Here is a 12,742-nt window from a genome sequence, read left to right as displayed (position 1 = left end):
ACTCACACATCCGTGACGAGGGGTTTATGGACGATCCAGTCGACAACAAGCCGCCTACTTTCTGGCAGATGCTGCACAGCGTCATGGCGGCGGCGTTCGGGGTGCAAAGCGGAAAGAACCGTGCGCGGGATTTCACCCACGGCAAGCCGAGTCATTTCGTGATTCTGGGGATTCTGTTCACGGCGGTGTTTGCGTTGACGCTCTACGGCATCGTGCAACTGGTGATCATGCTGGCCGGGGTTTAGCGCATCAGGGTTTGCAGGCTGAACGGATAGCGATAAGACACAGGCCGGCCCTTGGCCGACATTCGGCGGAAATTCACGCCGTAGTCCGGCGATTCACCCATGGCCAGCATTCGCCTGGCGGTTGCCCTGTCGACCAGTTGCAGCAGCGGGATCTGGCGGTCACGGCCGCCGTACCGGCTGATGTCCACGCCCCGATCAAGGTCGTGCACCTGCACCAGTGCCCAACCGCCCAAAGTGAAATGCCCGCCCAACAATACGCTCAACTTTCCATCGACCTTTGCCTGCAACGCGGCCGTCGAGGTATTGACCGCGCTGAACAATGCGTCCTTTCCGGGCACACCGCCCGTCTCCGAATAGGCCTGCATGGCGCCAAACGCCATTTCGTCATTGGCTGACCACACCAGCGAGACTTTCGGGTAGCGCCGGAACAGCAACTTTGCCTGTTCATACGCACGTTCGCGGGTCCAACCGCTGTAAACCAGTTGCCGCAAACGCACTTGCGGGTGCTCGGCCAGCGCTCGCATCATGCCTTGCTCACGCAGTTGCGCCGACGGCGTGATCTTCAGGCCGGAGAACGCCAGCAACTCGATCACCTGGCCGGGCGCCACGGGCGGATGCTGGCGAATCAGCTCCTTGGCCATCAGGTAACCGCCCTCCTCGTCGTTGGGCACCAGGCTGCCCAGTCGATCAGGGCGTTCACCCAGCAGGCTCATTTGGTTGGCCGTCAGCGACGCGTTGACCATAAACAGTTTCACGCCGCTGCCTTGCGCCAGGCGCAACACTTGCGGGGCAATGTACTGTTCGTTGGCGAAGATCAGATAGTCCGGACGATCGGGACCTTGAAGTGCACGGCGCGCTTGCGCCAGCGTGAGTTCCGGCATGCGCCGGGAATAGAGAATCCGCAGGTCGATACCCAGGTCCGTGGCGGCCGCCTGCATGAATTGCGAATAGCTGACCCAGAAGGCTTCGTCAGTTTCCCCGGGATTCAGGAACAACACCGATTCCGCTCGCGCAGCAGGGCCGTAAACCGTGCCGAGCAGCAACAGAAAGGTGTAGAAAAACTTCAACATGGATCGTCCGAGCCCCCGGAAATTCGCCGCGCATTATAGCCAGCGAACACCCGTAAAACGGCGTTTATTACAGTTTTTGTCCGACAATTGTCGGGACCGGGCCCGGACGGGGTCGGTTATTGATGGCTGACCCAGAATACCGCTGTCCCCACGACCAGAATGATCAGAAACAGAATGGCCCAGGCATCGACCGTACTGTCAGGCTTTGAAGCTTTGGTAGGGTTGCTCATTGCATCGCCTCTTGTCGGTTTTATCGGTGATTGCATAAAGACTCGACCACAGTTAAGACGATGATTGCCCACACCACAAATACGGGTTTAGTAATAACGATTCTCGTTAGTCGATTTGGTTCTTTACATATACTCAAACATCACTTTTGCGCATAACTCCAAACTGGTATCTTGCCCCGGCTCCGTTGGGAGTGCGCGGCCGTGCGCGCAGAATTGCCGAGGCAGTATCGGAGACTTTCCAGGCGAAAAACGCAACTGGATCCGACCGGCCCAAGCCTGAGAACAGGACTTATATGTACGTATACGACGAGTACGATCAGCGGATCATCGAGGACCGCGTCAAGCAGTTCCGTGATCAGACCCGACGCTATCTGGCAGGCGAGCTGAGCGAAGAAGAATTCCGCCCTCTGCGTCTGCAAAACGGGCTTTACATCCAACGCTTCGCGCCGATGTTGCGAGTGGCGGTGCCTTACGGCCAGCTGACTTCGCGCCAGACGCGAATGATGGCGAAGATTGCCCGCGACTATGACAAGGGCTACGCCCACATCAGCACCCGCCAGAACGTGCAGTTCAACTGGCCGGCGCTGGAAGACATCCCGGACATCCTTGCCGAACTGGCGACCGTGCAGATGCACGCGATCCAGACCAGCGGCAACTGCCTGCGCAACGTCACCACCGACCAGTTCGCCGGTGTCGCTGCCGACGAGCTGATCGATCCGCGCCCATGGTGCGAGATCGTCCGCCAGTGGACCACGTTCCACCCGGAATTCGCTTACCTGCCGCGCAAGTTCAAGATCGCCATCAACGGTTCGACTTCCGACCGTGCAGCCATCGAAGTCCACGACATCGGCCTTGAGCCGGTGCACAACGCCGCTGGCGAACTGGGTTTCCGTGTGCTGGTCGGTGGCGGCCTCGGTCGTACGCCGGTAGTCGGGGCGTTCATCAATGAATTCCTGCCGTGGCAAGACCTGTTGAGCTACCTCGACGCCATCCTGCGCGTGTACAACCGCTATGGCCGTCGGGACAACAAGTACAAGGCGCGGATCAAGATCCTGGTCAAGGCCCTGACACCTGAAGTCTTCGCGCAGAAAGTCGACGCGGAAATGGAACACCTTCGCGGTGGCCAGACCACGCTGACCGAAGCCGAAGTGCATCGCGTCGCCAAACACTTCGTCGACCCGGACTACAAGGCGCTGGACAACCAGACCGCCGAACTGGCCGAGCTCGACAAGCAGCACCCGGGCTTCGCCCGCTGGCGTACCCGTAACACCCTGGCGCACAAAAAGCCGGGCTATGTTGCCGTGACCCTGTCCCTGAAGCCGACCGGCGTTGCGCCGGGCGACATCACCGACAAGCAGCTCGACGCCGTGGCCGACCTGGCCGATCGCTACAGCTTCGGTCAACTGCGTACGTCCCACGAGCAGAACATCATTCTGGCCGACGTCGAACAGTCCCAACTGTTCGCCATGTGGGGCGAATTGCGCGAGCAAGGTTTCGCCACGCCGAACATCGGTTTGCTGACCGACATCATCTGCTGCCCTGGCGGCGATTTCTGCTCGTTGGCCAACGCCAAGTCGATCCCGATCGCCGAGTCGATCCAGCGCCGTTTCGACGACCTGGACTACCTGTTCGACATCGGTGAACTGGACCTGAACATCTCCGGCTGCATGAACGCCTGTGGTCACCACCACGTCGGCCACATCGGTATTCTCGGGGTGGACAAGAAAGGCGAAGAGTTCTACCAGGTATCCCTCGGCGGCAGCGCCAGCCGTGATGCGAGCCTGGGCAAGATCCTCGGCCCGTCCTTTGCCCAGGACGCCATGCCAGACGTGATCGAGAAGCTGATCGACGTGTACATCGAACAACGTACCGAAGACGAGCGTTTCATCGACACCTATCAGCGTATTGGCATCGACCTCTTCAAGGAACGCGTCTATGCAGCGAATAATTAAGAACAACGAAGTCGTCGACGAAACCTGGCACTTGCTGCCCAAGGATTTCAACATCGACGAGATCACCAACTGCGACGACTACATCGTCCCGTTGCAGCTGTGGCGCGAACACAGCCGCATGCTCCTGGCCCGCGATGGCGGCCTGGGCGTGTGGCTGGATGCCGATGAAGAAGCCGAAGAAATCGGTGAAGACGTGGCGAGTTTCCAGGTCATTGCCTTGAACTTCCCGGCCTTCACCGATGGCCGCAATTACTCCAACGCCCGCCTCCTGCGTGACCGTTACGGTTTCAAAGGCGAACTGCGGGCGATCGGCGATGTGCTGCGCGACCAGTTGTTCTACATGCATCGCTGCGGTTTCGACGCCTTTGCAGTGCGCGCCGATAAAGACCCGTACGAAGCTCTGGAAGGTCTCAAGGACTTCTCGGTGACCTATCAGGCCGCCACCGACGAACCGCTGCCGCTGTTCCGTCGCCGCTGACCACATAAAGCCCTGACCCCATGGGATCAGGGCTTTATCAGCTCCACCAATCTGCTATCGCTCGATCGGAATCGGTTGCCCCAAGACCACCCAGTCCCGGTATAGCTGCGCACGGTTTTCCAGCACCGCGAAAACCGCAAGAGGGTTGTCGAAAGCGCCCTCCGGCATAGGTGTATTCCTGCTCAATCGCCCCCACAACTGGTCCGAAGCGTCTGCTTCCGTCAACAGTCGCCATACCCGTGCCTGAAGGTCTGGATAGTTGACCTGGAAATCCGGGGTGAGCGTCAATGTGTTCATGGTCCCTAAAAACCGCCCGCCACCTGGCTTGAGCGCCAATCGCTGCCAGATTTGCAGCCGGGCATCGAGCAGCCCTGCTTCAGTCCCGTTCAACCAGGCCGCCGGATTCCCATAGTCAGGCCCCGCCGCACTCAACCACAAGTTGATCCCCGTTTGTTCTCGATGCGTAATCAGTCGCCGCAACGTGTCTTCGTCGGTCAACGGGTTGTTCCACAGCAGCACCCGGTCCCTGGTGATGGCCTGGTTCAGCACCGCCTGGGGGACCCGCGTGATCCGGTTATCACGCAAATCCAGGGAGGTCAGGTACGGCTCATGCGTGATCCCGACCGGGCATCGACTTATTCCGGTATTCCTCAGGTTGAGCTGACGCAGGTTATTCAAGCCGAGCACCATCGGTGGTACGCCCAACGGGTTGTCACTCAGGTCGAGGCTTTGCAGACTGGTCAGATCGGTCAGTTGTGAAGCGGCGCGCTCACTGAATACCAGTTGGGTGGCGCGCAGATTGAGTGAGGACAGGTGTCTCAACCCGCAAAGGGAAGGAGGCAAGGCGCACCCCTCGTGGCCGTCCTCGGAGAAATGACGCAAGTCGACGTTTTCCAGATTTAACGTCTCAAGATTCGGGAAGCTTTCGAGAAAGCCGTTCAAACTGCCCTCCTCGGTCAGATGGAAGCCTTGCATCGACAATTCGAGCACATCGTCCAACCGGACACTCAGAGTGGGCAGTCGGTGATAGTTCTCGAAGGCAAGATCGAGCCTGACGCCGTGCAGCTGCTCGCCTGAGTACAGGCGATTTAGCGGTGGCCCGCGTTTTTGCCAGATAGCGACAAGCTCTACGGCAAGCTCAGTCCTGATCGCTCGCTCCTCATTCAAACCCGTTTGCAGGACATGCGCATTGTGCACGGCGATTTGCGCATGGCTCATACCCGCAGCGGCTTCGTCGCCCATGGCCAGCAAGGGAAGTTCGATGTGTTCAATGTCTTGCGCGGCTTGATCGACCCAGTCCATCAACTCGGTGTTGAGTTGGTGCAACTGAAGATTCAGCCCGTCGATGTGCGCCTGCACGGATACACCCGCACGCTGTATGACCTGATCCGCGTCCGCGTCGGTGAAGTCCGGGTAAATGTCCTTGATCTGTAACCGGGTGGCCTGCAGTTTCATGGCGTCACCCTGAGGCGTCGTCGGGTAGCCTCCACCGCGCAGCCCCTGCCGCTCGAAGGTCAACCCGGAGTCGAGCCTTTGCAAGCCAAGCAGGGTTTCGGTTCGGGACAATGCATGATCGCTGAGGCTGAGCCGCAACTCGCTGGCTGGATCCAGCGACGTGAGATGCAACAGTGAGCGCTCCTCCTCCGACAGCACGCCGAGGATCGCGTCGTAGAAATCCGTTTGCCTGCCTTGCCGCAGATAACGGTCTCCCACCTTGATGACGTTTCGGGAATGCGGGGTATCAAGTGGCCCGCAACGGTCAAGAACCCGGCCAGTGGACGAACCGTCGAGAACCTCGATCCGCAAGTCCTGGGGCCAGCCGGGCAGGTTTTTCAGGGAATGCAATGCCAGCCTGTCCGTCTCGGCGTTCACCACCGAGCGCAGATAAAAGCCTTCATAGGCACGATTGAGCCGCACATGCTGTTGGTATTGCCGTGCCTTGCTGTCCAGACGTGCGAAAACCTGCCTGGCCTCGGCCATCTCGGGCGCTCTTTGGATATCCACGCCATAGCGGTCGAGCATTTGCTCGATAGCGCTTGTTGGCAAGCCCCGGTATTGGTCCTGGAACAACCGGACCCATTCAAGCTCTGAACGTTGCAGTTCAGCGTAACGTTGGCCGAATAGCACCGGGGCCCCGGCCGGCCCGAGCTCCTGATCGATCCTGAAGCGATTGATGGTGTCAGCCAACAAGGGCGTCGGCGAGCGGCCAGTCAGGATCAACCGCAGCATGTCGTCGTCAATCGTGCTGACCTTGCCGATTTGCGCCAGCACTTCATCGCTGAACGAAGCCACAGAGGGGCCAATTGCGCGAATGAGTTCGACGCGGGTCGCCGGCACCACGTTCGAAGGGCCTGGCGTTGGGGCAACGGCCACTTCCGGCACGGGCCTTGCGCCTTCCTCTGCTGAATCGACGATGACTGCGTCACCTTTTTGCGCCACCTCCGCGACGATCGGCAAGGCATTGAGCAAGCCAAAAACAGTGCGCGTCACGCCCTCTGAGCGCTCGCTGGATGTCTTGCCGTTGACCACCTGATCAATGCCGTAGCCCGCATCGATAAGCCCGGCCAACGCCAATACCCCCTCGCCTCCCGGAACGAACAACGCCAAGGGCCCAAAGCGGTTGACCCACTGCACAAGCGGCTCAACGACCGCGCTTAGATTGTCACGATTGACCTGGGCATCGTCACGGATGCTTTTGATGCTGGCCCGGGCTGCCTGCTTCATCGTCAGCACGCACTGGGCAAACGGATCGGTGTCAGATGCCGGATCGTCGTAGCCAATGTACTCGTCCGGGTCCCAGTAGCCGTCGTTGTTGAAAAAACCGGCATTGTTCGTCAGCCAGTGTTTTGCCGGATACAACGCCATGCCATCCAGCGCCGTCAGAACACCGGCATGAAACGTACCGTCTTCGCGGTCATCTTCAGCAAAGTGGGCGGCCAATGCCTGCCTGGTCTCACTCACCCGGCCTTGAGTGGCAATCCATTGGTGCAGTTGAACGGCATCGGCGAATTCGTGCAGCGGAGAAGAGTTGCCGGGAATGTACAACAGCACTCTGGGGCTTGCGGTGTCGCGAAAGGCCCAAGTATCGGTCGCGGTATAACGGTAGAGCTTTAACCGGCCGATCCTGACCGAGGAAGGCGCGTGAGTCGGTGCTTGCAGTTGCCCGGTGGTCAGTGTTTCCCATGGCTGATCGGGCGGTAAACCCGCCGCTCGCATCGCCAGTTCCAGGCCTTTTGGCGACAGGCGTTGTTCGTGAAATTGCAACCAGGCGGCCATGACGAACGCCGCTTTGACCGACGTCCTCAGCGCGTAAGGTTCGGCTGCAACAAGTACGTCATCGGCTGGCCAGGCTTGACCGAGATACGCTTCGTACAAGTCCTTCAGTTCCAGTTCCCAGACCCATTTCTTGTAATCGGCAGGCCGCAGGTTGATCTGTGTTGAAGGCCCGTAAACTTGCGGTGTGGTTTGGCGATAGATGCCTTCATACGTCTGGTGATTACCGCTGCCGTGGTCGGCGAACTCATCGACGTTTTTCACAATGCGTACGGCAGGCCCGATATCCGGCGGCGTGTACAGGCCGAACGCTGTTTCAGCGAAACGCCCGTCACCCACAGTCTGATAGTTGGATAACAACGTTTGCAGCAGCGAGCGGGAACTCGCCACTTGCCCTTGCTCGATACCGTTTTCTGCTGGATGGCCCTTGTAGTTGTAATCAAGCGTAACCAGCAAGGCTGTCTGCGGATCAATTCCCTGGCCCCATTTTTCCTTGATCAGGTGTTCGCCAAACTGGCCGGGGGTCTGGGGCAGCGCGATATCCAGCGAGGCTTTCAGTTCGTCGCGCATTCGTGCAGAGGGCGCTGGATGCGGGCCGGCAGCGTTGTTATGAGGGAGCTCTTTCATGGTGCATTCCATTGCAATCATTTCAGGAACACCACCCTACCCAACCCGGGCTGCCGAAAAAGCCGGACCGATTGACAGTGACGATAGGAAATTTCGCTGCATGCGCACGGAAAGCGCGGCCTTGCGAAAGGCAAAAAAAAACCGTGGAGGCTATCCACGGTTTCATTTTTCAGGCGACGGTGTTTTGAAAAATCACCAGAAGCGTTGCTGGGTCAACCGACTCCACCAGCTCAGCAATACGCGATCGACCGAGCCGCTGGCCGCCATGCCGATGCGCTCTTGCAGGCTTTTGCGTTCGGCGTAGTGCAGGTGATAAAGCTCCGATTTCTTCGCGCGCTCGGCGAGGTATTCATCGCTGGTCTTGAGCTCGTCCACCAGTTGCTTGTCCAGCGCCGCAATGCCGAGCCAGATTTCGCCGGTCGCCACTTCGTCGATGGCCAGTTGCGGGCGATAGCGGGAAACGAAGTTCTTGAACAGCTGGTGAGTGATGTCCAGGTCTTCCTGGAACTTCTCACGGCCCTTCTCGGTATTTTCGCCAAACACGGTGAGGGTGCGTTTGTACTCGCCGGCGGTCAGGACTTCAAAGTCGATGTCGTGCTTTTTCAGCAGGCGATTGACGTTGGGCAACTGCGCCACCACGCCGATCGAGCCGAGAATCGCGAACGGCGCGCTGATGATCTTCTCGCCGATGCACGCCATCATGTAACCGCCACTGGCCGCGACCTTGTCGATACACACGGTCAAAGGCACGCCGGCATCGCGGATGCGCGCCAGTTGCGAGGATGCCAGGCCGTAGCTGTGAACCATGCCGCCACCGCTTTCCAGACGCAGCACCACTTCGTCCTTTGGCGTGGCCAGGGTCAGCAGCGCGGTGATCTCGTGACGCAGGCTTTCAGTGGCCGATGCCTTGATGTCACCGTCGAAATCCAGCACGAACACCCGCGGTTTTGCTTCGGGTTTCTTCTTTTGCTTTTTCTCGGATTTAGCCTCGACCTTGCGCAAGGCCTTGAGCTGGTCCTTGTCGAGCAAGGTCTGCTCCAGGCGTTCGCGCAGCCCTTTGTAGAAATCATTGAGTTTGCTGACTTGCAACTGGCCGGCCGACTTGCGTCGACCTTTGCTGCGCAATGCCGCGAAACTGGCCAGGACCACCAGAATGGCGATCACCAGTGTCACGGTTTTAGCCAGGAAACTGGCGTACTCGGACAGAAAATCCACAGTCACTCCTTCAATACAATGCGCTGCATAAACGCGCGCGGGATACCATCAGCATACCCATGCGCCGGCTCGGCGGCCAGCCGTGAAACCTCTGGCAACAGGCCTGTAACGGGCATTTCAAACAAGCGTATGTTTTTTCATTGACAGCTCACCGCCATCCTCATAACCTCGCCGAACCTTCAACGTACCGGGAAGACGCGGACGTGGGCACTATCTATTTGATTCGACATGGCCAGGCCTCCTTTGGTGCAGACGACTATGACGTCCTGTCGCCGACCGGTATTCGCCAGGCAGAAGTCCTCGGCCGGCATCTCGCCGAACTGGGTATCAGCTTCGACCGCTGCCTCTCGGGCGACCTGCGCCGTCAGCAGCATACGGCCAACAGCGCGCTGGAACAGTTCGCGGCCGTGGGCCTGCCGGTGCCGACCGTGGAAATCGATTCCGCGTTCAACGAATTCGACGCCGACGCGGTCATCCGTGCGCTATTGCCGGCCATGCTCGACGATGAGCCCGAAGCGCTGGACATCCTGCGCAATGCCGCGCAAAACCGCGCCGAGTTCCAGCGTATTTTCGCGCTGATCATCGAGCGCTGGCTGGCCGGTACGTATGACACACCGGGCCTGGAAAGCTGGCTGGGCTTTGTCGAGCGGGTGCAGGCCGGCCTGCATCGCATCCTCGAAAGCGCCGACAACACCCAGAAAATCGCCGTGTTCACCTCCGGCGGCACCATCACTGCCCTGCTCCACCTCATTACGCAAATGCCCGCCAGGCAGGCCTTTGAACTGAACTGGCAAATCGTCAACACCTCGCTCAACCAACTGAAATTCCGTGGTCGCGAGGTGGCACTGGCTTCTTTCAACAGTCATGCGCACCTGCAACTGTTGAAAGCACCGGAACTCATCACGTTTCGCTGAGTCCGGACTATTGTGACCCTGGCTGTAATCACCCAGCTCTAATTACCCAAGAAAGGATCGAACCATGACCTCCGTAGCTGATGCCGTACAAGCAATGAAAGCCAAGTTCAACCCAGCCGCTGCTGCCGGCCTGGACCTGGTTTTCGGTTTCCGCATCGACGACACCAAGAACTTCTCGCTGATCGTCAAGAACAGCACCTGCGAACTGCAAGAAGGCGAAAACCCGGACGCCCAGGTCACTCTGGTGATGGACGGCGAAACCCTGGAAGGCATCGTTGACGGTTCGACCGACGGCATGCAAGCGTTCATGGGCGGCAAACTGCGCGCTGAAGGCGACATGATGCTGGCCATGAAACTGTCCGAGCTGTTCCCAAGCTAAGACGGCGGTTCCCGCGCTCGGGAGCCTCTCTGGTTGCATACGAATCCCGCCCCTTGTGGCGGGATTCGTCGTTTTTCACCTTTGGAAAACGGCTGTCGGTGAATTTGCGGTCTATATTCCTTCTGGCCGCATGCGTCAGACATCGGCTGTTCTGTCCCCTTTTTCTTCTATGAAAGAACCGAGCGGAGAACACTGCATGAGCCCACCTGACGAGCACGACGGTTTCAACCGTCGACGTGTACTGCAAGGCCTTACGGCAGGTGCCGTCGGCGCCTGGATCAGCCCGCTAATCGCAGGGAGTAAAACCATGCCAGATGCCCCGGCCGACCTCATTCTGTACAACGGACGCCTGCACACCGTCGATCGCAAGAAACCCCAGGCCAGTGCCGTCGCGATCAAGGACGGACGCTTCGTGGTGGTCGGCAGCGACGCTCAGGCCATGGCCCTGCAAGGTCCCGGCACGCAAATTATTGATCTGCACGGTCGCACGGTGATTCCCGGCCTCAATGACTCGCACCTGCACTTGATCCGTGGCGGCTTGAATTACAACCTTGAGTTGCGCTGGGAAGGCGTGCCGTCCTTGGTCGATGCCTTGCGGATGCTCAAGGATCAGGCCGACCGCACACCCACGCCGCAATGGGTACGGGTGGTCGGCGGCTGGAACGAATTCCAGTTCGCCGAAAAGCGCCTGCCAACGATTGATGAACTGAACAAAGCCGCGCCGGATACGCCGGTGTTCGTGCTGCACCTCTACGACCGCGCCCTGCTCAACCGCGCCGCGTTGAAAGTAGTCGGCTACACCCGCGACACGCCGAACCCACCGGGCGGTGAAATCCAGCGAGATGCCAACGGCGACCCGACCGGCATGCTGATCGCGCGCCCTAACGCGATGATTCTGTATTCGACCCTGGCCAAGGGCCCGAAACTGCCGCTGGAGTACCAGGTCAACTCGACCCGGCAGTTCATGCGCGAACTCAATCGCCTCGGCGTCACCAGCGCCATCGACGCCGGCGGTGGTTATCAGAATTATCCGGACGACTATCAGGTAATCCAGCAACTGGCCAAAGACCAACAGCTGACGGTGCGGATCGCCTATAACCTGTTCACGCAGAAACCCAAGGAAGAGCTGACTGACTTCAAAAACTGGACCGGCACGTCGCATTACGGCCAGGGCGACGATTTCCTGCGGCACAACGGTGCCGGGGAAATGCTGGTGTTTTCGGCGGCGGATTTCGAAGACTTCCTGGAACCACGCCCGGACCTGCCGCAAACCATGGAGCAGGAACTGGAGCCAGTGGTCCGGCATCTGGTAGAGCAGCGTTGGCCATTCCGCCTGCACGCCACGTACAACGAATCCATCAGTCGCATGCTCGATGTGTTCGAGAAGGTCAATCGCGACATCCCGTTCGACGGTTTGCCATGGTTTTTCGACCACGCCGAAACCATCACCCCGCAGAACATCGAGCGCGTCAAAGCCTTGGGCGGCGGCATTGCGATTCAGGACCGCATGGCCTTTCAAGGCGAGTACTTCGTCGACCGCTACGGCGCCAAGGCTGCCGAACACACACCACCCATCGCGCGTATGCTCGCCGAAGGTGTACCGGTCGGTGCCGGCACCGACGCCACGCGGGTGTCGAGCTACAACCCCTGGACTTCGATGTATTGGCTGGTCAGCGGCCGCACTGTCGGTGGTCTGGCGCTGTACCCGCAAGGCTTGAGCCGCGACACGGCGCTGGAATTGTTCACCCACGGCAGCGCCTGGTTCTCTTCCGAGCAGGGCAAGAAAGGCCAGATCAAGGTCGGGCAACTGGCGGACCTGATTGCGCTGTCGGCGGACTATTTCCACATCGAGGATGAAGCGGTCAAATGGATCGAGTCGGTGCTGACGATTGTCGACGGCAAGATTGTCTATGGCACCGCCGAGTTCGAGAAACTCGGGCCGCCGCCTGTACCGGTGGTGCCGGAATGGTCACCGGTGGTGAACGTGCCGGGCCATTGGAAACCGTTGGCGCCGATGACGGCGCAGGTTCATCAGTGTGTCGGGGCTTGCGCCGTGCATGCCCATAGCCATGAGCGGGCGCGATTGTCTTCGGCACCGGTCAGTGATTTTCAGGGATTTTGGGGGGCGTTTGGTTGTTCGTGTTTTGCGTTTTGAATTGAACGGCGAAAGCCTGGCCTGAGATTGGCGTTGCTCTCACGGGGGTCACCTTGGACCCTGTAGGAGCTGGCTTGCCAGCGATGGCTGCGTATCAGGCGACGAGTTTTTTGATGGTGTACATATCCATTACTGGGGTGACGGCGGCTATTGGTTCCGCTTTTACAGCGGGTCACTTGGAAGAGCGCCAAGTAACCAAGCGCC

The 12,742-nt window shown here is 59.2% G+C and carries 9 protein-coding genes; 6 read left to right on the top strand and 3 right to left on the bottom strand.

Annotated features, from left to right (window positions below; genetic code table 11):
* Positions 1 to 26: 26 nt before the first annotated feature.
* Positions 27 to 245, top strand: coding sequence for a DUF2970 domain-containing protein (locus tag J4E42_RS15885; RefSeq protein WP_008035799.1), 219 nt, complete (start codon positions 27 to 29; stop codon positions 243 to 245).
* Here the strand turns inward: J4E42_RS15885 and J4E42_RS15880 are convergent.
* Positions 242 to 1,315: an ABC transporter substrate-binding protein gene (locus J4E42_RS15880; RefSeq protein ID WP_207285611.1), complete on the bottom strand. Its 1,074-nt coding sequence runs from the start codon at positions 1,313 to 1,315 to the stop codon at positions 242 to 244. The two genes, J4E42_RS15885 and J4E42_RS15880, sit on opposite strands and share 4 nt — an antisense overlap.
* 523 nt (positions 1,316 to 1,838) lie before the next feature.
* On the opposite strand from J4E42_RS15880, the gene J4E42_RS15875 reads away from it, so the two are divergent.
* Positions 1,839 to 3,497 carry a nitrite/sulfite reductase gene (locus tag J4E42_RS15875; protein ID WP_008035698.1) on the top strand — a complete coding sequence of 553 codons (1,659 nt, stop codon included), beginning with the start codon at positions 1,839 to 1,841 and terminating at the stop codon, positions 3,495 to 3,497.
* A complete protein-coding gene (locus J4E42_RS15870) occupies positions 3,481 to 3,975 on the top strand; it encodes a DUF934 domain-containing protein (protein ID WP_008035700.1) in 495 nt (164 codons plus the stop codon). The genes J4E42_RS15875 and J4E42_RS15870 overlap by 17 nt, the downstream gene beginning before the upstream one ends.
* A 54-nt stretch (positions 3,976 to 4,029) precedes the next feature.
* Here J4E42_RS15870 and J4E42_RS15865 read toward each other — a convergent pair whose 3' ends face one another.
* Positions 4,030 to 7,875 carry a dermonecrotic toxin domain-containing protein gene (locus J4E42_RS15865; protein ID WP_207285610.1) on the bottom strand — a complete coding sequence of 1,282 codons (3,846 nt, stop codon included), beginning with the start codon at positions 7,873 to 7,875 and terminating at the stop codon, positions 4,030 to 4,032.
* A 192-nt stretch (positions 7,876 to 8,067) separates the two neighbouring features.
* Positions 8,068 to 9,090 carry a protease SohB gene (gene sohB / locus J4E42_RS15860; RefSeq protein WP_008035703.1) on the bottom strand — a complete coding sequence of 341 codons (1,023 nt, stop codon included), beginning with the start codon at positions 9,088 to 9,090 and terminating at the stop codon, positions 8,068 to 8,070.
* 203 nt (positions 9,091 to 9,293) lie between these two features.
* On the opposite strand from sohB, the gene J4E42_RS15855 reads away from it, so the two are divergent.
* The 3 genes from J4E42_RS15855 to J4E42_RS15845 all read left to right on the top strand — a co-directional run bounded on the left by J4E42_RS15855 (position 9,294) and on the right by J4E42_RS15845 (position 12,538).
* On the top strand, positions 9,294 to 10,004 hold the full coding sequence (locus tag J4E42_RS15855) for a histidine phosphatase family protein (protein ID WP_008035704.1): 711 nt from the start codon (positions 9,294 to 9,296) through the stop codon (positions 10,002 to 10,004).
* 64 nt (positions 10,005 to 10,068) lie between these two features.
* Positions 10,069 to 10,383: an SCP2 sterol-binding domain-containing protein gene (locus J4E42_RS15850; RefSeq protein ID WP_007976511.1), complete on the top strand. Its 315-nt coding sequence runs from the start codon at positions 10,069 to 10,071 to the stop codon at positions 10,381 to 10,383.
* 307 nt (positions 10,384 to 10,690) lie between these two features.
* Positions 10,691 to 12,538, top strand: a complete 1,848-nt coding sequence (locus J4E42_RS15845; RefSeq protein ID WP_032832524.1) for an amidohydrolase — start codon at positions 10,691 to 10,693, stop codon at positions 12,536 to 12,538.
* Positions 12,539 to 12,742: the final 204 nt, after the last annotated feature.

This window comes from Pseudomonas sp. FW300-N2A2 (genome assembly GCF_017351735.1).
Lineage (GTDB): Bacteria > Pseudomonadota > Gammaproteobacteria > Pseudomonadales > Pseudomonadaceae > Aquipseudomonas > Aquipseudomonas migulae.
The sequence above is the reverse complement of the archived record's forward strand: the minus strand, read 5'-3'. Positions and strand labels throughout refer to the sequence as shown.

Bases quoted from the DNA above. Each gene is read 5' to 3' on its own strand.
- J4E42_RS15885 (WP_008035799.1), top strand. From the start codon at position 27: ATGGACGATCCAGTCGACAACAAGCCGCCTACTTTCTGGCAGATGCTG.
- J4E42_RS15880 (WP_207285611.1), bottom strand. From the start codon at position 1,315: ATGTTGAAGTTTTTCTACACCTTTCTGTTGCTGCTCGGCACGGTTTAC.
- J4E42_RS15875 (WP_008035698.1), top strand. From the start codon at position 1,839: ATGTACGTATACGACGAGTACGATCAGCGGATCATCGAGGACCGCGTC.
- J4E42_RS15870 (WP_008035700.1), top strand. From the start codon at position 3,481: ATGCAGCGAATAATTAAGAACAACGAAGTCGTCGACGAAACCTGGCAC.
- J4E42_RS15865 (WP_207285610.1), bottom strand. From the start codon at position 7,875: ATGAAAGAGCTCCCTCATAACAACGCTGCCGGCCCGCATCCAGCGCCC.
- J4E42_RS15850 (WP_007976511.1), top strand. From the start codon at position 10,069: ATGACCTCCGTAGCTGATGCCGTACAAGCAATGAAAGCCAAGTTCAAC.
- J4E42_RS15845 (WP_032832524.1), top strand. From the start codon at position 10,691: ATGCCAGATGCCCCGGCCGACCTCATTCTGTACAACGGACGCCTGCAC.